Origin of the sequence: Flagellimonas nanhaiensis (assembly GCF_003382275.1) — a bacterium.
In the GTDB taxonomy this organism is placed as follows: domain Bacteria; phylum Bacteroidota; class Bacteroidia; order Flavobacteriales; family Flavobacteriaceae; genus Flagellimonas; species Flagellimonas nanhaiensis.
Map to the genome: position 1 here is coordinate 1,103,445 of NZ_QTJX01000001.1, position 24,060 is coordinate 1,127,504.

Annotated in this window: 16 protein-coding genes; 12 read left to right on the plus strand and 4 right to left on the minus strand. The window is 39.3% G+C overall.

Going from position 1 to position 24,060, the window contains the following annotated elements; translation table 11 throughout:
* The first annotated feature begins 281 nt into the window (after positions 1-281).
* The 5 genes from DX873_RS05095 to argE all read left to right on the plus strand — a co-directional run bounded on the left by DX873_RS05095 (position 282) and on the right by argE (position 6,894).
* Positions 282-1,388 carry a type 1 glutamine amidotransferase domain-containing protein gene (locus DX873_RS05095; RefSeq protein WP_116183417.1) on the plus strand — a complete coding sequence of 369 codons (1,107 nt, stop codon included), beginning with the start codon at positions 282-284 and terminating at the stop codon, positions 1,386-1,388.
* A gap of 22 nt (positions 1,389-1,410) precedes the next feature.
* On the plus strand, positions 1,411-2,457 hold the full coding sequence (locus tag DX873_RS05100; RefSeq protein WP_116183418.1) for an AraC family transcriptional regulator: 1,047 nt from the start codon (positions 1,411-1,413) through the stop codon (positions 2,455-2,457).
* 101 nt (positions 2,458-2,558) lie between these two features.
* Positions 2,559-4,256, plus strand: coding sequence for a gamma-glutamyltransferase (gene ggt, locus DX873_RS05105; RefSeq protein ID WP_116183419.1), 1,698 nt, complete (start codon positions 2,559-2,561; stop codon positions 4,254-4,256).
* 66 nt (positions 4,257-4,322) lie between these two features.
* Positions 4,323-5,726, plus strand: a complete 1,404-nt coding sequence (locus tag DX873_RS05110) for a YfcC family protein (RefSeq protein ID WP_116183420.1) — start codon at positions 4,323-4,325, stop codon at positions 5,724-5,726.
* Position 5,727: 1 nt separating this feature from the next.
* On the plus strand, positions 5,728-6,894 hold the full coding sequence (argE, locus tag DX873_RS05115) for an acetylornithine deacetylase (RefSeq protein WP_116183421.1): 1,167 nt from the start codon (positions 5,728-5,730) through the stop codon (positions 6,892-6,894).
* Positions 6,895-6,947: 53 nt separating this feature from the next.
* Here argE and DX873_RS05120 read toward each other — a convergent pair whose 3' ends face one another.
* Positions 6,948-8,141 carry an FG-GAP repeat domain-containing protein gene (locus DX873_RS05120; RefSeq protein ID WP_116183422.1) on the minus strand — a complete coding sequence of 398 codons (1,194 nt, stop codon included), beginning with the start codon at positions 8,139-8,141 and terminating at the stop codon, positions 6,948-6,950.
* Positions 8,142-8,389: 248 nt separating this feature from the next.
* Between DX873_RS05120 and DX873_RS05125 the strand changes: the two genes are divergently transcribed.
* The 3 genes from DX873_RS05125 to DX873_RS05135 all read left to right on the plus strand — a co-directional run bounded on the left by DX873_RS05125 (position 8,390) and on the right by DX873_RS05135 (position 16,130).
* Positions 8,390-11,245 carry a VPS10 domain-containing protein gene (locus DX873_RS05125; RefSeq protein WP_116183423.1) on the plus strand — a complete coding sequence of 952 codons (2,856 nt, stop codon included), beginning with the start codon at positions 8,390-8,392 and terminating at the stop codon, positions 11,243-11,245.
* Positions 11,246-11,479: 234 nt separating this feature from the next.
* Entirely contained in the window at positions 11,480-14,503 is a 3,024-nt protein-coding gene (locus DX873_RS05130) for a WD40/YVTN/BNR-like repeat-containing protein (protein WP_116183424.1), read from the plus strand.
* Positions 14,504-14,702: 199 nt separating this feature from the next.
* A complete protein-coding gene (locus DX873_RS05135; RefSeq protein WP_181899438.1) occupies positions 14,703-16,130 on the plus strand; it encodes a PQQ-dependent sugar dehydrogenase in 1,428 nt (475 codons plus the stop codon).
* A gap of 115 nt (positions 16,131-16,245) precedes the next feature.
* Here the strand turns inward: DX873_RS05135 and DX873_RS05140 are convergent, their stop codons facing one another.
* Positions 16,246-17,019: an alpha/beta fold hydrolase gene (locus DX873_RS05140; protein ID WP_116183426.1), complete on the minus strand. Its 774-nt coding sequence runs from the start codon at positions 17,017-17,019 to the stop codon at positions 16,246-16,248.
* Positions 17,020-17,146: 127 nt separating this feature from the next.
* Here DX873_RS05140 and DX873_RS05145 point away from each other — a divergent pair, with 127 nt between their 5' ends.
* Both DX873_RS05145 and fabD read left to right on the plus strand, forming a co-directional pair.
* Positions 17,147-17,710 carry a DinB family protein gene (locus DX873_RS05145; RefSeq protein WP_116183427.1) on the plus strand — a complete coding sequence of 188 codons (564 nt, stop codon included), beginning with the start codon at positions 17,147-17,149 and terminating at the stop codon, positions 17,708-17,710.
* 285 nt (positions 17,711-17,995) lie between these two features.
* Positions 17,996-18,871: an ACP S-malonyltransferase gene (gene fabD / locus DX873_RS05150; protein WP_116183428.1), complete on the plus strand. Its 876-nt coding sequence runs from the start codon at positions 17,996-17,998 to the stop codon at positions 18,869-18,871.
* 516 nt (positions 18,872-19,387) lie between these two features.
* Here the strand turns inward: fabD and DX873_RS05155 are convergent.
* Both DX873_RS05155 and DX873_RS05160 read right to left on the minus strand, forming a co-directional pair.
* Positions 19,388-20,083: a LytR/AlgR family response regulator transcription factor gene (locus DX873_RS05155; RefSeq protein WP_116183429.1), complete on the minus strand. Its 696-nt coding sequence runs from the start codon at positions 20,081-20,083 to the stop codon at positions 19,388-19,390.
* Between the two features lie 5 nt (positions 20,084-20,088).
* Positions 20,089-21,081 (minus strand): sensor histidine kinase, encoded by a 993-nt coding sequence (locus DX873_RS05160; RefSeq protein ID WP_181899439.1) that lies wholly within the window; start codon positions 21,079-21,081, stop codon positions 20,089-20,091.
* Positions 21,082-21,259: 178 nt separating this feature from the next.
* On the opposite strand from DX873_RS05160, the gene DX873_RS05165 reads away from it, so the two are divergent.
* Both DX873_RS05165 and DX873_RS05170 read left to right on the plus strand, forming a co-directional pair.
* Complete coding sequence (locus tag DX873_RS05165) at positions 21,260-23,245, plus strand: serine hydrolase (RefSeq protein WP_116183431.1); 1,986 nt, start codon at positions 21,260-21,262, stop codon at positions 23,243-23,245.
* 487 nt (positions 23,246-23,732) lie between these two features.
* The gene (locus DX873_RS05170; protein WP_116183432.1) at positions 23,733-24,035 is read left to right on the plus strand and encodes a hypothetical protein; all 303 of its coding nucleotides are present in this window, start codon (positions 23,733-23,735) and stop codon (positions 24,033-24,035) included.
* Positions 24,036-24,060: the final 25 nt, after the last annotated feature.

Here is a 24,060-nt window from a genome sequence, read left to right on the forward strand (position 1 = left end):
TTGTATTGTTTTTTTATCAGGATAAAGCAGCATACGTCTTTAGACATCTTAAATATCCGTACTTAATTTTCCTTTCAAAAAGACAATAAAACCCTTTAGGGGTTGCATGCACGTACTTGTAGATGAAAACGTAAATATGGTTTTTTCCAATTTGGAAAAGTTGGAGAGATAGATATGGGACAGATTCGGTAAAATGACCTTTTACTCTGACGGAATTATCATTCAGACAGTATTTATGGGCTTCTTGGGGTTATTTAGCCAAGAATCTTAAATAATCTGTTATGTTTAAAAAATATCGAATTCTGAAATGGGCATCCATTTTTATAGTCAGTTTAATTGTAATCATAGTTTCCTTTGGATTCTGGTTTAAAAGCTTAATACCCTCCAGAGATGCCAAAATAGAATTATCCCAAGTAGAAGATTTATCTTATTTATCAGAAAATATTATACCAGTTAGAGGTAAGATATTGGCGGTGGTCACAAGTGCAGGGACGATGGGCAACAGCGGTAAAACCACAGGGTATGAACTAACCGAATTGGCACGCGCCTATTATATCTTCAAGGCTAATGGTTTTGAAGTGGACATTGCAAGCCCAGAAGGAGGGGAGCCACCTGTAGTTATTGATGATGAAGATATGGGAGCTTTTGATTACGCATTTTTAAACGATTCAATTGCTCAATACAAAACCAGGCATACCATTAAAATGGAAGATGTAGTACCCGAGGACTATCAGGCGGTATTTTTTGCTGGTGGAAAAGGAGCTATGTTTGATTTTCCGGATAACAAATCAATTCAGTCCCTACTAAAAAACTACTATCAATCAAACAAAGTTATCGGGGCGGTATGCCATGGGCCATCTGCATTGGTCAATGTAACCTTGGATAACGGACGCCCGCTCTTGGAAAACAAAAATGTAAGCGGATTCACCAACAAAGAGGAATTACTTTTAATATCAGATGCAGAATCCATATTCCCATTTCTTTTGCAGGATAAATTGACTGAACGCGGAGCTAATTTTGATGAAGGTGCTATGTATCTGGAAAAAATCAGCCATGACAAGAATTTGATTACAGGCCAAAACCCGTGGTCAACGTGGAGCTTGGCCGAAAGTATGATAAAACAAATGGGATATACTCCAAAGCCCAGGGCCAAGACTGATGAGGAAAATGCTGTAAAAGTTCTTTCTGTTTACAAAACCGAAGGCAAACAAAAGGCAAGGGAACTGCTTGAGGCTATAATGGTTGAAGAAAAGAAACCTTTAAATAGAGTTTTAATAGCAAAACATAGCATAATTTCTGCCATGAAAGGTGAGGTTGGGCAATTCTTCAACATGATTGGGTTAGTGTCTTATGCAAAAAAATGTGAATCTAGAAGAAACGAGATTTAATTAAATTTGAAGAAACTAGCTGTTGAATTTTTCAGATATACTTCTTGTTATTATTAGCAGTGCAGGACTTTTACACGGTTTTGCATTTGCTATTTATCTAGGCTTTCTAAAAAAGAAGAAAACAACAGCTAATTATCTTCTTGCATTGATTCTGGTCTTTATGGCTTTTAGGATTGGGAAGTCCGTTATGTTGAATTTTGGTGAAGATTTAGAACCAATATTCATTTTTGCGGGATTGGCCTTTCTATTGTTGATAGGTCCCTTGGTAAGATGGTATGTTTCAGGAATGACAGAGGTGAACTTTAAATTGCCAAAGTACTATCTTTTGGAACTAGCTCCTTTCATACTATTGTTTATATCCAGCTTTTTTGTAACCAAAAATTGGTTTGAGACGAATAGTAAAGGGGTCATTATTGTCTTTTCAAGTGTACTAATTTTTATTTATTTACATTTTGCGTTTTACATTTTGGTTGCCAATCGATTAGTGCAAAAAGTAAAGAAAAACCATCCCAAGGAACAACAGACCAAATCCCAGAAGGTAATCATCTCATGGTTAAGGCTATTGGTCATTGGTTTGGCTATTATTTGGGTATCCTATTTTTTGAATATCATAGAGGATGCAGTTCCCTATGTTGTAGGGCCCATTATGTATTCCATGGTGGTGTATTTTTTGAGTTTTAAGGCGTTCCAATTAAAAGTGACCGATATTGATGGAAGTGTTTTTAAAAAGAATGATGACAGCCAATTATTTGCCCAAATATCAAAACTAGTTGTAGAGGATAAAATGTTTCTGGAAGCAGATATCTCACTTTCTAGCTTAAGTAAATTGATAGGTAAAAGCACTCAAAAAACCTCTGAAGTAATCAACCAATACGCCAAACAAAACTTTAATGACTTTATAAACTATCACAGGATCCAGGAATCAAAAAGAATGCTTTTGGGTGATGCTGGCAAAAACTACAAGATATCGACCATTGCATTTGATTCGGGCTTTAGTAGTTTATCTTCCTTTAACAGTGCCTTTAAAAAATTCGAGGGAACAACACCCTCTTCATATAGTAAGCGGTGATTAAAATAATGGTCAATAGGAACAAAGTCTTTTAATGATTAAAATTCTTGGACGAGTTTCATTTCTGATTTTTGTATTTTAGGAAGCTCTAAAAAACAACGATGAGAAACATTTACCTCTATCTGCTTTCTTCCTTTCTTTTTTTTCAATATTCAATTGCCCAAGACCGGATTACCGGTGAAACCTTTGCAACACGCTCTGTAGTATTGGGACAAAATGGAATGGTTGCCACAAGCCATCCGCTGGCCACCCAAATTGGACTTGATGTCCTTAAAAGTGGAGGTAATGCCATTGATGCAGCTATTGCAGCTAATGCTGCATTGGGACTTATGGAACCCACAGGATGTGGAATAGGAGGAGATTTATTTGCAATTGTTTGGGATGCAAAAACCAAAAAGTTGTATGGCCTTAATGCTAGTGGACGTTCACCACAAAAACTTAGTTTGGACTATTTTGAAGAACAAGGAATGGACAAGATTCCGTCGCACGGTCCCTTGCCTGTCAGTGTGCCCGGAGCAGTCGATGGTTGGTTTGAGCTACATGAAAAATTTGGGTCAAGACCCATGACAGAAATTCTGGCCCCGGCAATTGATTATGCTGAAAAAGGTTTTCCCTTGACCGAGCTTATTGCCTGGTACATACAGCGTACAGTTCCTTTTTTTGAATCCAAAGGGTTTCCGAACATTGAGGACACCTATAAATCCCAAAATGGTGGAATACTGCCCAATGAAGGGGAAATCTATAAGAACCCCTACTTGGCCAATACGTATAGAAAAATTGCTGAAGGAGGGCGTGATGCTTTTTACAAAGGTGATATCGCAAAAACCATCGGAAAGTTCATAAAAGAACAAGGTGGTTTCCTATCTGCGAAGGACCTTGCGGTACATAAATCGGAATGGGTAGAACCAGTTTCCATTAATTATCGGGGGTACGATGTTTGGGAATTGCCTCCGAACGGACAAGGCATTGCGGCACTTCAAATGCTACAGATATTGGAAGGTTATGACTTTTCTAACATAGAATTTGGAAGTACGGAACACCTTCACCTTTTTACCGAAGCCAAGAAATTGGCCTTTGAAGATCGTGCAAAGTACTATGCAGATATGGATTTCTTTGATGTTCCAGTAGAGGAGTTGCTTTCGGATGAATACGCTAAAGATAGAAGAGAACAAATTGGGAAACGTGCGGGAAAATATACTGCCGGAGAAATCTCTTCAGGAGAAACCATCTACATGACAGTAGCGGACAAAGAGGGTACCATGATTTCCTTGATACAGAGTAACTATCGTGGTATGGGGTCAGGCATGGCGCCACCAAAATTGGGTTTTATGCTGCAAGACCGAGGAGAACTTTTCAGTCTAAAGCGTGGTCAAGCCAACACATACGAACCAGGTAAACGTCCTTTCCATACCATTATTCCTGCCTTTATTACCAAAGATGGTAAACCTTTCATGAGTTTTGGGGTGATGGGTGGTGATTTTCAACCTATGGGCCATACGCAAATTGTAATGAACCTTGTGGATTTTGGCATGAACATTCAGGAAGCTGGAGATGCCCCACGATGGGACCATACCGGAGGAGCCAGTCCAATGGGCAAAACTACAGAAGATACCGGCTTAATAAGGGTTGAATCGGGAATACCATATTCAACATTACGAGGTCTGATGGATAAAGGCCATAAAATCGGTACCGCCCGTGGTATCTATGGTGGTTATCAGGCAATCTTATGGGATGATGAAAACAAGGTGTATCATGGAGCTTCCGAAAGTCGCAAAGATGGGCAAGCAGCTGGATATTGATTATACACCATAAAGATCTTCCACAGTCAATCCTAAGCCTTAATTAATAGTTTTCTGAATCGATATATGAGCAAACCGAAGCCCAAAAGTCTATCATTTTTTAAACGTATTCCCCATGCCATAACCATGCTGTTCAGCATTATTGTATTGGTAACAATTTTAACCTATATCCTTCCGGCCGGAACCTATGAACGGGTTTTAGTTGATGGACGAAATACCGTGGTTCCCAATTCATACAAAACCATTGCTTCAACACCTGTTGGATTTCTGGACATGTTCAAAGCCATACCCCTAGGGTTTAAAGCAGCGGTTGAGATTATCTTCATTGTCCTTGCAGGTGGAATCATGTTCGGTTTTATGGAAAAATCCAAGGCAGTTGAGAATGCCGTTGGCACCTTGGTGAACAAAATGGGTTTGAAAAACAAGTTCACGATTATTGTGATCATGACCTTTATCTATGGAATATTAGGTGTTGCCGTAGGATATGAAAACAACATTGCCATGGTCCCCATTGCAGCAGTATTGAGCCTTGCTCTGGGAGGGGATTTGATTCTTGCCGCGGGTATTTCGGTTGGGGCCATGACCATAGGCTTTGGACTTTCGCCGATAAACCCATACACCGTAGGAACAGGACATAAAATCGCGGAGCTTCCCATGTTTTCTGGAGCCTTACTTCGTAGTGCACTTTGTTTCACCGCACTTAGTATCATGGCTTATTATAATGTGAGGTATTTCAAGAAGATTTCAATAGATTCTTCCAAAAGTTTGGGTCAAGGGCTCGATGTATCAGAACTTACGTTGTCAAGACCCATAAATGAATATCGATTGAGCGGAAAAAATTGGTTGGTGATAGCCATTTTTGTCACAGGCCTGTTGACCATTTTATATGGAGTATTCAATCTGCATTGGTACATCAATGAACTTTCTGCGGTTTTCTTGGTTATTGCCCTTCTCTGTGGTCTGGTGTCAAGAATGAGTGCTACAAATATGAGTGAGACATTACTAAAAGCTGTGGGGTTGGCAGCACCTGGTGCTTTTATGGTAGGTTTTGCAACATCAATCAAAGTGCTTATGGAAATGGGCAACATAAGCGATACCATTTCCTATCAACTCTCGGTTTTGTTACAGGATCTACCTTTATATGCTTCAGCCATAAGTATGTCCATATCCCAAACTGTAATCAACTTTTTTATCCCATCCGGTAGTGGACAGGCATTGGCCACCTTGCCTGTTATGCTTCCCTTGGGAGAATCTTTGGGCCTTACCCGACAAATTACCATTCTGGCTTTTCAAATAGGAGATGGATTGTCCAATCTTGTCAATCCAACTTTAGGTGGACTTATTGCCATGCTCAGTATGTGTCGTGTACCCATTGACAGATGGATTCGTTTTATATTTCCCGTTTTAATCAGCCTGTTTGGTATTGCCTTTTTGGCCCTGATAGTAGCTGTGGCAACAAATTATAGTTAATATGACCGTTGAAAGTATTCTTGCAAAATTGGTTTCGTTTCCTGTGCTTGGAGGCGAGAGTAATCTAAGTATTATCCATTGGATAAAAGACCATATTGAATCTTATGGTATCGAAGTAAATTTAGTACCCAATGAAGAAGGTGACAAAGCTTCTTTGCATTGCCGAATTGGACCAGAAGTTGATGGGGGTGTCATTCTTTCCGGTCATTCTGATGTGGTTCCGGTGAAAGGGCAGGAGTGGACCACCGATCCCTTTACCCTTACGGATAAAGGCGATGGAAAACTATATGGTAGAGGCTCCTGCGATATGAAAGGATTTTTAGCTTGCTGCTTGGCTGCATTACCCCAGATGGTAAACGCCAACTTAAAAAAACCCATTTATTTTGCTTTTTCCTATGACGAGGAAGTAGGTTGTTTGGCAGCACCGGAATTGGCTAGGGCAATCAACACTCATTATCGGGAGACACCAAAATATGCCATTATTGGCGAGCCCTCTTTGATGGAACCCATTGTGGGTCAAAAAGGGATTTATATTTTAGAGACCTACGTCAATGGCTCTGCTGGACACAGTAGTCGAATAAAACAAGAAGTGAGTGCTATTCACGAAGCTGCTCGTTTAATTCTCTGGTTGGAAGCGAAGATGGACCAATTGATTGCTGATAAACGTTTGGATGACCGTTTCCATCCACCGCACTCCAGTATCCATATTGGTTTAGTCAACGGAGGGATTGCTCCCAACGTGATTGCGGACAAAGCACATTTTTATTGGGACCTGCGCACTATTCCTATGGACGATATACAATCCATAGTTGATGAATTTGAAGCCTATTGTCGACAACGTGAACAAGAGTTGCATGCGATTTTCCCAGGATTCGAGATCAAGACCATTGAACACCATCCTCCTGTACCTCATTTGGATACCAAAGCAGATGATGATGTAGTAGATTTAATTAAACGTATATCCGGTAATTCTAAATGGGACACTGTTTCTTATGCCGCGGAAGCTGGGCAATTTGCCAATGAAGGATTTCAATCAGCTATTTGCGGACCTGGCTCCATAGCACAGGCGCACCGTGCTGACGAATATATTGCTAAAGAGCAATTGGAAAAAGGGGTGAAAATGCTCGAGAAATTGACCGCAGAATTGTCCTCAAACGACTTTTCCTAAGAGTTATCTAATTCATTCTGCCCGATTTCGTTTTATATGGAAACGATGGTTATTTATTTTCCAAAAAGCAGAAAATCCTGTGACCCACGGTTACTCAGGAACAGATCTTTGATACCATCTCCGTTTAAGTCCACAAAATCTATATCAAAACCTTTTCCTATAATATTTTCGGGAATTAATTTACCAGTGGCATCACTGAATTTTCCATTTCCGTCATTCAGATAGACACTAAAAGGGGAATTGCCTCCAAATTGAGGGCCGTTGGTGTTTCCGGTCATAATATCAGTATCCCCATCATGGTCTATATCTAAAAAAGCGACTCCAAAACAACGGTTGTTATCTTTTGGTAAATGGGTTTTGGTTATATCCGAGAAAAATCCATTTCCATCATTTAAGAGCAATCGGTTCTGACGCAGTGCATTATTTACAAAAGCTTCAACATTTCCATATAAAATGTCCAGGTCACCATCACCATCGATATCTGCTACATCTACCTCTCTGGTTTCCTCCGGTTCCGAGCGGTACGGCAACCTATCCAAGGATTGATCTGCAAAAAAACCATTCCCATCATTGATCAATATACGATTGGCATCTTCATTGCCCACCAACAAATCTTGATCTCCATCATTATCTATGTCGGCAAGGGTAAGGTCTTGAGTAACATCAACAAATTCACCAAATCGTTGGGTAGTTTCATCATTGAAGAATCCCTTTCCATCATTGATCAAAAGATTGTTTTGACCATTGTTTCCTATCAGGATATCGGCAGCACCATCTTTATTGATATCAAATACAACTACAGAATTGGAGGTGCCCGTAACAGGAATCCGACTTCCTCCATCTGTAAAAGTACCGTCTCCGTTATTCAAATATAACTCGTTGGTCTTATCGTCTTCACTTACTATGATAATATCCAAGTCTCCATCCAAATCAAAATCGGCAAACCCAATATCCTCACTATCATGATCAACTTGTGGTATCCGAAGGGCACTTTCATTGGTAAACTTTCCAGTGCCATCATTGATAAGCAAAATATTGGGTTTATGCTCATTGGCAATTAGAATGTCCATATCCCCGTCATTGTCCAAATCAGCAATTCCGGCGTCCATGGACAACGCCTGCAAATCTTGGTAGGGTAAATTTGTTTTTGTGACATCTTTATAAAAAGAAGTCGATATGACATTTGTCTGACAATAGCTCATAAATACAGCTCCAACAGCCAAACACAATAAAGTTATTTTCTTCATTTATTCATATAATATCTGCTGCACGAATTTAATATATTTTATTCCTATTGACTGTTTTATTGTTCACATTGCATGTCCCATCACCTTAAACCAATTGTGTAATTGTAAAGGGCATATCAAGAGGGGTAGCACGATAGAAATTGGATTGCAAAAACATTTAAAATTGGAATGCTTTTATGCCTTCAGAATAACTATCTTTTTTGTCAGCTTTCAAACTAAATAACCCTAACTAATTCTAGCTGTCCGCCATGAGAGAAATTTACCTCGTTATCCTGCTATTCAGTATTTCATTTACTTCGATTTCCCAATCTGTACAAGGCATTGATGCTACTTTTAAGTGGCGAAATATCGGTCCTGCGAATCAGGGAGGACGAATTGTTGATATTGAAGCCCTGGACAATCAATTTAGAAAAGTGTTCATGGCCACAGGTTCGGGTGGGGTTTGGTATTCCGAAAATGCCGGGACTACCTGGAAGCCAATTTTCGATAATTATTCAACTGCATCAATTGGCGATATTGCGGTTTACCAGCAAGACCCTTCCATTATTTGGGTAGGCACCGGTGAGGCCAACAATCGGAATAGTGTCTCGTGGGGCGATGGTGTATTCCTGTCAAAAGACGGTGGAAAAACTTTTCAAAATGTAGGTTTGAACGATACACATCAAATTGCCAGAATCCAGACCATTCCTAACAAACCAGAGGAAGCTTGTGTTTGTGCCATTGGACATTTATGGGGATATGATGGCGAAAGAGGCTTGTTTAGAACCAAGGATGGAGGGAAAACTTGGGAAAAGATAAAAAAGGGATTACCTAAAGGTAAAAAATCAGGTTGTACGGATTTAATCATAGATCCCAATGACCCCAACATTATGTATGCTGCTTTTTATGAGCGATTGCGACAGCCATGGCATTTTGAAAGTGGAGGGGACAATGGAGGTATTTTCAAAACAACAAATGGAGGAAAGACATGGAAGAAATTGAAAAATGGACTTCCATCAGGGGCAACAGGTAGGATAGGATTGGCCATTTATAGAAAGAATCCAAAAATTTTGATGGCCTTGGTTGAAGCTGAAAAAACAGATGATTTGCAAAAGCCAGGCTCGGGAGTCTACAGATCCGAAGATGGAGGTGAAAGCTGGACCTATGTCAATACCTATAATAACAGACCTTTCTATTATAGCCAGATCCGAATCAATCCTAATGATGATCAACGGGTTTATTTACTGACTACATCTTACAGGGTTTCTGAGGATGGAGGAAAAACTTTCAGAAATGGCAGCAAAGATGAAGAAGTACATGGTGATTTTCATGCTATGTGGCTCGATCCTACAGATGCCGACAGGTATTATTTAGGAGCTGACAAAGGAATGTCGATTACCCATGATCATGGAGAAAAATTCCAATTATTCGACAATCTTCCAATTGCCCAATTCTATAGAATTGGGTTTGATTACCGAGATCCCTATTATGTTTATGGAGGACTCCAAGATAACGGGTTTTATGCCACATCCAGTTTTTCAAGGGACATACGAGGTATTTTAAACGATTCCAATTGGAAAGTGCATTGGGGTGATGGGCAGTATACTGAATCTGACCCTGACGATTGGCGCAAACTATATACTTCTTCTGAGAATGGAAGTTTAAACAAGTACGATCCCGTAACACATAGAATATCGAGTATTAAACCCAGGAAAAGTACAATCTCAAATCTTGAAAGCTACTACTCAAAAGAAGAAATAGATACAATGCGCTTATTTCGGTACAATTGGGCGGCTCCTTTCCAGATGGATTTAAAATCCAAGAATTTATACTTGGCAGGTAATCATTTGTTTAAATCGGTCGATGATGGCAAAAGTTGGAACTTGATAAGCCCTGACCTTTCAACCAACCACCCTGAAAAAACAAAATACAGAGCAAGTGGAGGGTTAACCCCCGATAATTCCGGAGCAGAAACTCATTGTACTATAAGTACACTTTCGTTATCCACAATTGATGAAAGTATTATCTGGGCAGGCACCGATGATGGCCTTGTTCACCTTACCCAAAATGGAGGGGTCGATTGGAAGCCGCTTAGAGCCAACATAAAAGGTGTTCCAGAGGGCACATGGGTAAGCAGAATTGAGGCTTCCTCCCATGAAGCGGGTAGAGCATACCTTTCTTTTGACGGTCACCGAAGCGATGATAACCAACCGTATCTGTTTGTAACCGAAGATTTTGGAAAGACCTGGAACAGAATAACCAACGGTCTACCATCTGATATGGTGATAAGAGTAGTTCGTGAGGATTTGGTAAATCCGAATTTGCTGTTTATTGGCACAGAAACCGGAGTATGGGCCTCTATAGATAGAGGATTGAACTGGTTTAAATTCATGCCAGAGATGCCTACGGTAAGTGTTTATGATTTAGCAATTCACCCAAGAGATCACTCATTAATTGCCGGAAGCCATGGACGAAGTCTTTTTGTAATGGATAATATCCATGCGCTACAACAATTGAATACTGATGTCATCAATTCTGATTTTTATCTTTTTGAACAACCCACAAGTACGCTTTGGGAAAATGTGAGTAGGGGTGGTCAAAGAGGTCATTTTTGGTTTGGGGGTGACAATCCGGAAGTTATCCGTCCGGTATCCTCTCTTCCTCGAGCGCGTTTTGAAGTGGATGCATTGATTTATTATTACGTAAATGAGGCTCATGCCAATAAAGATTTACAGCTGATGATTGAGGATAGCGAAGGACGAAAATTCACTAAGAAGCTTAAGGCAAAACCCGGGTTCAATAAATTTTTATGGAATCGAGAATTCGATGCTATGGAATATACTGAGGATGAGTTGACACAACTCAATACGGCTTTTGATAAAGTTCTACAGAACTCAACAAGCTCGAGGCTTAGAAATACAATTGAGAAATTTAAAAATGCGAAAGACTCTATAGTAGTTCAAAGGCGAATTATAAGCCAATTGTTAAACACACTCGAGGTAGATTCTTCGTTGGGACTCGCTAAGGCTACCGAAGGCGAGCTTAAAGTCACCTTACAATTAGAAGGTCAAAAACAAGTACAAACTCTAATAATAAGAAACGACCCTCTTTTAAAAGAAGACTGATGTATATGAATTATGTTTGTTATATTGATCTTGACGTTTCTATCTCGCTTATTGATGATATTTACGCCATGACTTATATTATTGAAGATTGAAAATCAAGAATTTAACTCCGTTCAAATACACAATAAAGTTATATTGTATACTTGAAGCCTTAGAATCAAGAAAAGAGCTTTTAAAGTCCTTTGGAAAAGTAACCCGTATCAATAGAATAAAAGACATACCACAACATATTTCATGACTGCAACAAACCTCCCTCTACAGCTAAAATTACTCTTGGTATTATTTCTTACCACTGGTGCAACCTTGTTTTCACAAGATTTTGAAGCCCTTCAATATCGTACGGTAGGGCCGGCCAGAGGTGGCCGCGTTACAACAGTAACTGGAGTAGCAATGCAACCTGGCACTTTTTATCTAGGCGCTTCAGGTGGTGGTGTATGGAAATCAGAAGACTACGGAACCACTTGGAACAATATTTCTGATGGATTTTTTGACACTCCATCCATAGGGGCGATACAAGTAGCGGAAAACGACCCAAACATTGTGTATGTAGGTACAGGTTCCGATGGATTGCGTAGTAATGTCATTAGTGGAAAGGGCATATACAAATCGATTGATGCAGGTAAAACATGGGAACATATTGGACTTAAAAATGTAGGTCAAATCGGTGCTGTGGAAATAGACCCCACCAACAGTAATGTAGTTTGGGTTGCTGCCATTGGCAATGCTTTTAAGAGCAATCCTGAGCGGGGTGTATTTAAAACTACAGATGGAGGGGAAAACTGGGAAAAGGTGCTGTTCGTTTCTGATGAAGTGGGCTTTTCAGACATCGAATTATTACCGGGGAACCCTAACGTTATTTATGCCGCAGCATGGAAGGCCCAACGTAAGCCTTGGACGATTATATCGGGAGGCTCGAAAAAGGAGGGGGGCGTATACAAATCCGTCAATGGAGGTAAAGATTGGACAAAACTTGAAAATGGACTGCCCAAGAATACCATTGGCAAGATAGATTTGGCGGTTTCTCCTGCCAATTCTAGCATCCTATATGCCGTTGTTGAAGCACCTAAGGGAGAACAAGGACTTTATAAATCTGTAGATCAAGGAAAGTCGTTTAAGCATATTTCCGATGATATTCGCTTGGTGAACAGACCATTTTATTATACCAATGTGGAGTTGGATCCCACAAACCCGGATATCGTATATTCCAATGCCAATCCACTGATCAAATCAACAGATGGCGGGAAAACTTGGAAAGAAATGCAAGTTCCCCATGGCGATAACCACGACATTTGGTTGAATCCGAACAATCCTCAATTATTGATTCAGGCGAATGATGGTGGGGCCAATGTAAGTTTCAATGGTGGCAAAACCTGGTCTACACAGTTTAACCAACCTACAGCAGAACTGTATCAGGTTGAAGTGGATGACCAATACCCATATTGGTTATATGCCGGTCAGCAAGACAATTATACTACCATTGCGGTACCCAGCTTTCCGCCCAGCGCAGTACAAAATCTTGGTTCAGCTTGGATAATAAATACAGGCGGGTGTGAAACAGGTCCCGCGGTACCCAAACCAGGAAATCACAATATAGTCTATGCCAATTGTAAAGGGCGTTTTGGAGTCTTTAATAAATTAACCGGGGTAGAAAAGAGCTATTATGTAGGTGCAACCAATATATACGGACACAATCCGAAGGATTTGAAATACCGCTTTCAAAGGGTCGCTCCAGTACATGTTTCGCCACATAACCCCGATGTGGTGTACCATGGATCACAATTTCTACACAAAACCGATTCTGATGGATATTCATGGGAAACCATTTCTCCAGATTTGACCGCTTTTGAAGCGGACAAACAAGTAATTTCCGGAAGTCCGATAACACGAGATATTACAGGAGAGGAGTATTACAGCACCTTGTACTCCATTAGAGAATCCAGTATACAAGAAGGCCTCATTTGGACTGGGTCCAATGACGGCGTGGTTTCATTGACCAAAGATGGGGGCAAAACATGGCAGAATGTAACTCCGAAGAAATTACCAAAAGGAGGTAGGGTAGAGTCCATTGCACCATCAAAACATGATGTAGCCACAGCTTATATTGCTGTGGATAGGCATCTATTGGGTGATCCTCGACCATATTTCTATAAAACCAATGATTATGGTTCCACTTGGACTTTATTGAGTACGGAGTCCAACGGAATCCCTAATGATCATACTTCTCGAGTGTTGCGCGAAGACCCTGTAAAACCAGGTTTGCTGTATGCCGGAACTGAATATGGTATGTATGTTTCGTTCAATGATGGCAATAGCTGGCAGTCTTTTCAACAAAACCTTCCCGTGACACCGATCACCGATCTAAAAATCTTTAGGGGTGATTTAATCATAAGCACTATGGGGCGCGGTTTTTGGATTTTGGATAACATCACCGGTCTGCGTGATGAAGTGATGTCCAAGCTAGGAGAAAATCCACATCTTTTTAAACCAGATACCACTATTCGATATCGCTACCCTAAGGTACGTTCAGGCAATACCTTTCCTAAATATCCCAGAACAGCGGTTTATATTGATTATTATTTGCCTGAATCTGCAAAAGATTTGAAACTGGAAATTTTTGATGCCAAGAAAGCATTGGTTGCTACGGTTTTAAGTGATAGCACACAGCTGAAATCTTCAGTAAGTGAAGAGGAGGACATGAACTTGAGTTCCACCTTTCGTTATGTCAACAAAAAATTGGAAGCTAAGAAAGGCCTAAATCGGTTTGAATGGAATCTGCTTGGAAAAGGAGCATGGCACAAAGAGAAGAAAAAGCGTTACAAAAACGGACCTATGCTACCTCCAGGAAGCTATACAGCAAAACTTACAGTAGGAGACAAAAGTATGAGCCAGGACTTTGAAGTATTGCTGGACCCTAGGGTAAAAGAGAGTGGTATGACCGCCTCATCACTTGATGAACAATATGATATGCAGCAAAAGGTCATTATGCTTTTGACCGAGGCCCGGTTATTGCAAGATAGCTTGGAAAAAGAATCCAAAGAATTGGAGACTAAAACCAATAGTGAGAGATTGGAAGATATAAAAACAGTATTAAAACAGCTTAAGAATGAAGAAGGAGCCTATCCACAGCAAATGTTGATAGCACAAATCTCATATCTCTATAATATGGTGAATGGTGCTGATCAAACCATTGGCAAAGATGTAATGGAACGTTATGAAGAATTGAAAGCGGTTTTAGTTGAGATTAAAAACAAGCTCTAGTAAAATATATCTTGTTGTAGCTCACGTAATCTGCTGATGTTGAATGTATTTCGACTTGCAATCCCATACTTTATTTTAATAATCAACGTTACATTAATGTAACGTTGATGCACAAAGTGTTATGGCCCCAATCACCTCAAATCAGTTTTCTGAAATAACTTTCCAATTAAAGTATGTCTTCAAATGGTTAAAAACAACAATGAAATTGGTATTGCTGTTGTTTTTGTCAATCGTGTTAAGCTGTAACAATTCGGAGAATCCCGAGGTACCCGAAGAGGATCCTGACAATGAAATTGTTGATTTAGGAGATGCAGCCCTCAATTATAGAAACCACTGTGGAGGTTGCCATGGCCAAGACCTGGGTTCATTTGTGGAACGCGATTGGACCTACGGTGATTCTATGGAAGATATTATAAATTCTATAACGGATGGGTATGCAGGCAATGGTATGCCGGCATATGGGTCTGCATTGGGCGAGCAGGCCATTGAAGATTTGACCAACTACATACTTACCGAAATCGATGGGAAAACCAAAGCAATGTTGGAGGAGGAGAACCCAGATTTATCAGGTTTGATCTCATCCGATGACCTTACTTTCCGATTGGAAACCATAACCGATGAGATTCCCGGCATTCCCTGGGGGATAGAACAATTGCCTACAGGCGAAATTTTGGTTACCGAGCGTGGGGGAGGGTTGTTCTTGGTAAATAACAATAAGGAACTTACAGAAGTTTCTGGTGTCCCAGCTGTTGCTTCACAAGGGCAGGGAGGATTGTTGGACGTACTGATACATCCAGATTTTGAAAACAATGCATTAGTGTATCTATCTTATTCCCGTATCAATCCCGACAATGGATCCGAGCGGACAACAGCGGTGGCAAGAGGTAGGCTTGAAGGTAACAATCTGGTTGATGTGGAGAACATATTTACGGCACTTCCGTATCTCAACAGTTCTCACCATTATGGTTCAAGATTGGTATTTGATAACAATGGTTATCTATATGTTTCCGTAGGTGATCGTGGGAATAGGGATGCTTACCCCCAGGATTTAGGCAATGCCCATGGAAAAATACACCGTATCCATGACGATGGTCAAATTCCTACCGATAATCCCTTTTATAACACCGCCGGAGCCGTCAATTCCATTTTTACCTACGGAACACGCAATCCTCAGGGCATGACCTTACATCCTGAAACCGGAGCGCTATGGGAAGGCGAGCATGGACCCCAAGGAGGGGATGAAATCAATATTTTGGAAGCAGGGGATAACAATGGTTGGCCGGTTATTTCCTACGGAATCAATTATGATGGCACTACCTTTACAGATCTTACGGAGTTGGATGGCATGGAACAGCCCGTTTATTACTGGACCCCTTCCATTGCTCCATGCGGAATGACATTTGTATCAAGCGACTTTTATGGAAATTGGAAAAATGACCTGTTCGTCAGCTCACTCAAATTCGAATACCTCCATCGTCTAAAGATGAATGGTAACACAGTTATAAGTCATGAAGAGCTGTTGGAGGGTATCGGCAGGGTACGTGACGCCCAAATGGGATTGGACGGTTACCTCTATATTGCAGTAGAAGGTCCTGGTAGACTTATCCGCCTGGTACCTGAGCAATAGTCTCCCGCTTTAGCTGTTGGTCCTTTTTACCATTGATAACATTATCCCACTTAATTACTATTGTTCAATTAAATGGAGTGAGCCTGTATGGATACATGAACACTTCACACTTGGCCTAAGCACTTTTTAATTTTTCATTTATGTCGTTGTATAATTGTGTGTGATTTTCCACCATATGCCAATGGCCGATACCTTTGTACAATCGATTTGGAATTTCATTTTCTTTGATGAATTTTTGGGTTTCTTTGGGAGTATCAACATCACCCCATATATAGACTTTTTTACACGCTAATTCCTTGAATTCAATTCCACACTTGTTACCTATTGTGTGTTCTTGACTGGTCAAGCCCCAATTCCACATCCCATCTGGTTCCGCAAGCCTTAAACTACAATAATACCTTTTATACCGTTCTTCAGATTTTGCCCTCTCAAATATTTCTTTGTTGAACGACTCGACAAACTCCGCTTCAGATTCAAATTTGGTAGGCTTACTTGAAAAATAACTGTCCGCCTCTGTCAGGTTCCCTTCAATGTTGAAGTAATAGTTTACTTTTTCTCGTAGGTTTTGGCATGTCCATGTACCTATTAATGCTCCTAAAGAATGGGCAACCAAATTCACTTTATTTTGATTGGATGTTTCTTTCTCCACTATGTTCGATATAAGATTGGCTTGCTCTTTAATTGAAACATAATCTGAATTGATTGGGCTAACACCAAACCCTGGCAAATCAATTACATAGATGTTGAAGTCTTCGTTAAGTGGGGAATCGAACACTTCCTTATAAGCCAACCCAGAATCAGCAAACCCATGAAGAAACCAAATGGATTGTCTTTCTTGTTTTATTTGATTTGTTCGTATGAATAATTTGCTCTGAATTTGAATGTTCATTTGTTTTCTTAATTCCCTAGAGGAAAATTAAAAAAATATTCTGTACCGTATACTGAACAATACATTTGTACTATATGGAGGGATTATATAATATCTTTGAAATAGATATTGATTTGAAAATAGCTCTATGAGATCCCTGAAAACAAAAGTCGCATCCATACTACTATTGCTGCCAATAATCCTTTTGAACGCCCAAGGGGAGCTGAAATCAGTCGAGGGTTATTCGCCAAAGATTGGCTTAATGGTCTACATGCTAGAAGATTTAAAAGATAGAATTACCCAACAAGTTAAAGACCTGAACCAATCAGAAATTGATTTTTTGTATGATGCTGATGCCAATAGCATAGGATCATTGATTATGCATTTGGTGTCCACGGAATCTTATTATCAGACCGCGACATTAAAGGGGCGGGAATGGACAGAAGATGAGCTTGTGAGATTTGGTATTGCAGGTGAACTTAACGAAGAAGTAAGAAATATACTTAAAGGTAAACCTATTAAGCATTATTTAGATTTATGGGATGAAATCAGGGAAAAAACCTTGAAAGAGCTCAAAACCAAAGATGATGATTGGTTTGCTTCAAATATAGAAGAGGGACTCAACTACCATTATATCTGGTATCACGTAATGGAACATTCGGCCAATCATATGGGGCAAATCGCAACCATAAAGAACCGATTGCCCAAATAAAACCACATTATGAGTGTCTTAATGGATGAAATACATTTGAACTATAATGTTTTCGTGCTATGTAATTTTGCTTTGGTACACCATTAAAAGGGAAGATCTGAAAAACCTTTTCATGAACTTGCAGAGTGGGGGGGAGAAATTGTATGGAATGAATCAGCATAAGAGTTTTGGATAAGATTTATACTTCGGTAGAATTTTCTTTACAACATTCTTTATCAGGTCTTTGTCGAATAAATTTTAAATTTTAAGCAAGTATCAACATTATTGTAATTATCAATTGTATTTATGCGTGCTTATTTATTTCCAGGGCAAGGAACTCAGTTCCCAGGTATGGGAAAGGAGTTGTACGAAAGCTCAGCCCTAGCACGAGAATATTTTAGACATGCTGATAAGCTCTTGGGCTTTTCAATTACTGAAGCTATGTTTCATGGATCGGCTGAAGAATTGAAACAGACAACATTTGCGCAACCTGCTATTTTTTTGCATTCATATATCCAGTCAAAAATCTTAGGGGCTAATTTTCGACCCGATATGGTCGCAGGTCATTCCCTAGGTGAGATATCTGCCTTAGCTGTAGTGTCATCCTTAGACTTTGAATCAGCCCTGAAACTAATCAAGGCTCGCGCATCTGCTATGCAATCAGTATGTAACGTTAAAGACACTGGCATGGTAGTGGTGGTTGGTCTATATGATGTTATTGTGAAAAACATATGTAAACAAGTTGATGGTGTTGTAGTACCAGCAAATTATAATACCCTGAACCAAGTAGTAATTTCTGGCGAAATGAAAGCATTGGAAGAAGTCAGCGAAAAATTAAGGCATGGTGCTGATAGAGTTCTTAAACTAACAGTCAATGGTGCTTTTCATTCACCTTTCATGGAGCCTGCAGTTCATGAATTCACTCAAGCTATAGAAAAAACAAATTTCAGAAAACCGACGTGCCCTATCTATCAGAATGTAGCAGGTAGACCTGTAAATGATGTTTTAGAAATAAAGAAAAATTTAATTGATCAATTAACCTCGCCTGTAATGTGGCGCCATACCATTCTTCACATGATAGAGGATGGAGCTATTGAATTTATTGAAATTGGTCCTGGAAAGTTTTTGAGCGGTCTAGTTAATCAGATTGACAAAAAAGCGAGGGCCTGGCTCCAAACTTAAAAAGAGAAACACAAAATGATCCAGAAAATGGAGAAAATTGGAATCTTATTTCAAACAGAAGCTTTTTAAGGGAAATCAGAGCAAACCATTAAATTTTTCTTATTTTTTTGTTCCGGTAAATTCTCTTTGTCAAATTATAGATTGGAAATTGATGTTACTTGTACATTTTAAAATGTTAGACTGTACTTTTTGAAATGTCATTTGCAGGATTCATAACAATGCGCTCTTGGTTCATAAATAAGGCTTTCAATTGAAAACCTCCTCTTTACTTACCGGTAAATCGTGTACTATAAAACGTGCAACGTTATACAACTTGAGTTTTGATACGGCAGGATGAAAAAGGTCTTGTGGCCTTTTGAGGTAGGAGCCAGCTGTAGCGTTGGTAAATTTTGAACCGAACTTCCTGAAAATTTCTTCTGAAAACTCTCTTCAAAAAAGGCAATGGAACACTTTTTACACGACCCCAAGGTAGGAGGGGAGGGTAATGTGTATGGAATGACGCTTTAGAATCAGTATTTACAGCTTTGCTAAAGCTTCCAATTTTTCAAAAACCACCACCTTATACATAGCACTCACAGGAACCTTTTTATCCTCAATCAATAAATACGTTCGGGTAGCTTTTGTAATTCTGTCCAAATTGACAATATAAGATTTATGTGTACGATGGAAATTTTCAGATAATAAGGTTGTGATATTAATAAGGGTCTCGGTAATAAGATACATTCTGGTATCAGTAAAAATTTTTAAATAATTCCCAAAACTTTGAATGTAGAGAATTGATTTCAGCGGAATGGTAATCGGTAATCCATCATGCTTTATGGGAAGTTCTTCTTGTTTCTTATTCCGTTTGGGTTCTGCTATTGTTGAAGCTGTAACTTTGTTTATTGCTTGTAAAAAGCGCTCAAGTTTTATTGGTTTCAATAAGTAATCCACCACACCAAAGTCATAACTTTCCAAGGCATATTCAGAATATGCTGTTGTTAAAATCACCTTAGGTGATTGTATCATAGAACGCAAAATTCCCATGCCATTGAGTTCAGGCATTTCAATGTCCAAAAAAACGAGATCAACTTTATGCTGCTGAATAAAATTAACGAACTCAATAGGGTTCCCGGTACTTAGGACCAAATCAAAGTTGTCTATTTTGGAACAATACTCCTCTAGCACTTCACGTGCTAACTGTTCATCATCAACAATGGCAATTTTAATCATTCCAACTAGTCCGTTATGTTAATGGTTAAATTTACATGATAGGCTGTCTCCGTATCATTGATCTTTAAAACATGGGCATTCGGATATAATAAATTCAGACGCCGCTGCACATTTTCGAGTCCCGTTCCCATTCTTGTCGATTGGGATGCTACATTATGTTTTGAATTTACAACATGAACGTGAAGCGTGGAATTTTTTATGGAAACATTCACATCAATAGTGCTCTGCGCATTGGTGGCTTGGGCCCCATGTTTAACCGCATTTTCAACAAAAGGTATGAGCAGCATCGGCGCTATTTTATAGTTTGATGATTCTCCCTCAATTAAAAATTCAATGGCACACCGTTTGCTCAACCGTTTTTCTTCAAGCAATAAATAATTCTCAATAAACTCCAACTCTTCTTTAAGTGAAACAAAGTCTTTTTTAGCACTTTCCAATTGATATCTCATTAATTCTGAAAGTTGCATGACAACCTCTGGAGTTTCCTTGGATTGCTGTCTGGAAAGAGCATAAATACTATTCAATGAATTGAATAAAAAATGTGGGTTTACCTGTTCCTTTAGGTAGTTCAATTCCAATTCTTGTTGCAATTTTTCTTTTTCTTCCTTTTGTCTTTGCATGAGTGCACTTCTCCTTAAAAAGAAAGCGGCCATACCGGTACCTGTAGTGTAAATAAGAAAAGAAGACATTTTAGTAATACCAATCCAGCTGAACTTCGGATATATTTTTATACTGACTCCTAGAAATATGGCTCCAATAAGCAGGAATCCGTATAAAACATATTTTTTCCTATCAAAAAGATATGGGATAAGAACAAAATGATTTATCCATATAACTGTCATAATACTGATAGTATAACCAAGTCCCCATAAATAAAAGGAATAAAGCGTGTCATATTTATCTACAAGCATCCATCCACCTAATAGCTCCAGGATTAGCACCAACAAAAAGGCACCCAGGTTGATGAGTATGGTATTCTTCAAAGACTTTTTTATCATGAATCCCATTAATAAAGAACAAAAGTACTGCGTTGCAATACAAACTCTCATAATTTCTTATGAGCCGCCTATATCAATGACGAAATGATTTCATCATTTAATTGCTATGCTTATCCTGTTTACGGTACAAGGTATGGTTTATAGGATACTTTTATCGCGCAGTTATAAATAATAAACAATGAAAAGCATAACCAAAGGGTTACTAGTACTACTTCTTATTACAACAAACAATGTGTTTACACAGAAAAATAGTGTAAACGAAACGGCAGGATCTTCTTTAGAATTACCCCAAATTCGGGTGGTCCCTATAAAAGACACAAAAACAGAACGGAACTATGAACTTTATATAGAGTTGCCAGAAGATTATGCCGAGAACCCTGATAAAAAGTATCCTGTCCTTTATTATACCGATGCCGTGTGGCATCTAGAAATGCTGTCTGGTGCTACAGAATACCTGTTGGAAGATATTATTCTAGTTGGAATTTCCTGGCAATTGGATATCAATGAAGATTTGAAAAACGAAAGGGGAGCGCATGTGAGCAGGTTTCGTGATTACTCGATGAGCGAACATAGCAATCCTGAAATTCAAGAAAAATACCAATTGGGCCAAGCCAATAATCATCTCGATTTTATCCGCAATGAGGTCATTACATATGTGGACAAAACGTATCGCACGGACCCAAACAGTCGCACTTATTTTGGATACTCACTAGGTGGTGAATTTGGCGCCTATATACTAATGAGTCAGCCTGATACCTTTAACAACTACATCATTGGTAGTCCAACGGTTAAAGATGAATTGGAATACTTAAAGGAACTAAACACCAAGATTGGACCTTACGAGTCTTCAAATAGAAACTCGAGCCTAAATGCCAATGTTTTTATTGCGTATGGCTCATTAGAGGACGAATCGGTGACTGAACCCATCGACGAGTTTGTTAAATTGTTGAATGATAGAAGAGATGGCGGTTTGTCCGTATTAAAAGAAGTGATGAATGGCAGCCATAGTGGGGCATTCCCTATGACAGCGGTTCGCAGTGTTTCTTGGTTGTCATCTGCATTGAATCCTATTGCAAGTGATGACAACGACATCTCATTCTGGTCCATTCCGCTCTTAAACAACCCCTATATTAATCAAGCTCCAGAGGATAGAAAAGATGGCCTTTCTGTTGGAAAATTATCGGTAGGCAACAAAGACCAAAACACCATTCTAGAAGTATCCCAAGAGATTTTTGAGGGCAAATATGGTAATTACGATGCATTACTTATTTCACATAAGAACAAATTGGTATATGAATCCTATTACAAAAAGGGGCGTATTAATTTGCCACACGGACAAGCCTCAGCCGTAAAGGGGTATACCAGTTTGGTGTTGGGTAGGGCCATTGAAATGGGATATTTAAGTATGGACGATCTCGACAAGCCTTTGATCCATTTCTTGAAAGACCTCGACCTTACAAAATTCACACCAGGAGCTGATAAAATCACACTGCACAAAGCGTTGACCATGCAAGGGGGATTGACCATAGACAGAGAAAAATGGAAAGAAATTGAAAATGATTCCATTCGCTTGAAAGGGCAGGGGTTGGTTCAAACCTTACTTGAACACTCTGAACCTATTACTGATGAAACTCAAAGCTATTTGTACGGAAATTTTAACCCCATGTTGGTCATGACGGTAATCGATGCAGTGGTGCCAGGATCAGCTGAGGCCTTTATTAAAAAGGAGTTACTTGACCCCCTTGGCATTACCGATTATGAATGGTCAAAACACGTAAGTGGATTACCGCAAGCAGGGTGGCAGGCCAGAATCACATCTCGCGATATGCTCAAATTTGGACATTTGGTGCAAAACAGGGGCAAACTTAATGGAGAGCAGTTTATTTCTGAAGCCTATCTGGAAAAAGCTACCAGTGGTATAGTAAGGCCGGCAATAGATTGGATGCCCAAAAATTATCTCTATGGCTATTTTTGGTACTATACCCCAGTACAGGTTGGAAACAAAACCTATGATATGACCTTGGCTTGGGGTGGTGGTGGACAACGTGTGATAGTTGTAGAAGAACTTGATTTAACTATTGTGATATCAGGTTATGACCGGGATGATGACAAAATCATGAAACCCATTTTTGAAACGGTTGTACCAGCATTTGCCAAAAACTAAATTGATTTTACAGGACATAAAGCATAGAAAGATTTTAACGACCCCAGACTTGTTCTGGGGTTGATTTTTATCATTTGTACATAATGTAAGGAATCTCAAATAAGAAACGACTTTCAAAGCAATTTTACATAATGGCTAATTATGGAATATTAATGTTTCATAATGTACAGCGTTATGTAACTTGAGCTTTGGTAAAAGCGAAAGTTTACCGAGAATCTCCTGAAAAATTTCTTCTAAGAGCTTCTTTAAAAAAGCAATGGAACACTTTTTACACGACCCGAGGTAGGAGGGGAGGGTAATGTGTGTGGAATGGGATATAATAAACATTTGTATCTTTACTACGTCTACACGGTTTTAGGAAAATTCTAAAACAATTATTTATCGATAAGGAGTCGCTCACAAGTCCAGCGGCCACGAAAGTACCGCTTCCAGTCCTAGACTGTGTAGACAGGGCTGACGGGGTGACTCCGCATTTAAAATTTTCTTTATGTCTACAAGAAAAAACCAAATCCATGATGAATGGTATCAACAATTACAAAAGGAACTTAACGTAGAAGACTTAAAACAAAAGGAAGCAATTCTAGAAATTATTGCCATAATTGATGACTACTTCGATGTAAATTCTCTGGAAGGCCACGTAGATGGTTTGCAAGGAATGCTATCTGGCAGTATCGAAAACAAAGTATTGGGCTTATCTAAAAAGCACATTTTCGATTGTGTGTCTCAAACAGTTGTTCATGTCAATTTTTTATTGAAATTATCTTCTAGACTTTCTGTACTCAAAGCTTAATATATCTGAGTGTGTTGAATCAAAA

What these genes read in the sequence shown, in the direction of transcription:
- DX873_RS05095 (WP_116183417.1), top strand. Translation starts at nt 282, where the DNA reads ATGTTTAAAAAATATCGAATTCTGAAATGGGCATCCATTTTTATAGTC.
- ggt (WP_116183419.1), top strand. Translation starts at nt 2,559, where the DNA reads ATGAGAAACATTTACCTCTATCTGCTTTCTTCCTTTCTTTTTTTTCAA.
- DX873_RS05110 (WP_116183420.1), top strand. Translation starts at nt 4,323, where the DNA reads ATGAGCAAACCGAAGCCCAAAAGTCTATCATTTTTTAAACGTATTCCC.
- argE (WP_116183421.1), top strand. Translation starts at nt 5,728, where the DNA reads ATGACCGTTGAAAGTATTCTTGCAAAATTGGTTTCGTTTCCTGTGCTT.
- DX873_RS05120 (WP_116183422.1), bottom strand. Translation starts at nt 8,141, where the DNA reads ATGAAGAAAATAACTTTATTGTGTTTGGCTGTTGGAGCTGTATTTATG.
- DX873_RS05125 (WP_116183423.1), top strand. Translation starts at nt 8,390, where the DNA reads ATGAGAGAAATTTACCTCGTTATCCTGCTATTCAGTATTTCATTTACT.
- DX873_RS05130 (WP_116183424.1), top strand. Translation starts at nt 11,480, where the DNA reads ATGACTGCAACAAACCTCCCTCTACAGCTAAAATTACTCTTGGTATTA.
- DX873_RS05135 (WP_181899438.1), top strand. Translation starts at nt 14,703, where the DNA reads ATGAAATTGGTATTGCTGTTGTTTTTGTCAATCGTGTTAAGCTGTAAC.
- DX873_RS05140 (WP_116183426.1), bottom strand. Translation starts at nt 17,019, where the DNA reads ATGAACATTCAAATTCAGAGCAAATTATTCATACGAACAAATCAAATA.
- DX873_RS05145 (WP_116183427.1), top strand. Translation starts at nt 17,147, where the DNA reads ATGAGATCCCTGAAAACAAAAGTCGCATCCATACTACTATTGCTGCCA.
- fabD (WP_116183428.1), top strand. Translation starts at nt 17,996, where the DNA reads ATGCGTGCTTATTTATTTCCAGGGCAAGGAACTCAGTTCCCAGGTATG.
- DX873_RS05155 (WP_116183429.1), bottom strand. Translation starts at nt 20,083, where the DNA reads ATGATTAAAATTGCCATTGTTGATGATGAACAGTTAGCACGTGAAGTG.
- DX873_RS05160 (WP_181899439.1), bottom strand. Translation starts at nt 21,081, where the DNA reads ATGATAAAAAAGTCTTTGAAGAATACCATACTCATCAACCTGGGTGCC.
- DX873_RS05165 (WP_116183431.1), top strand. Translation starts at nt 21,260, where the DNA reads ATGAAAAGCATAACCAAAGGGTTACTAGTACTACTTCTTATTACAACA.
- DX873_RS05170 (WP_116183432.1), top strand. Translation starts at nt 23,733, where the DNA reads ATGTCTACAAGAAAAAACCAAATCCATGATGAATGGTATCAACAATTA.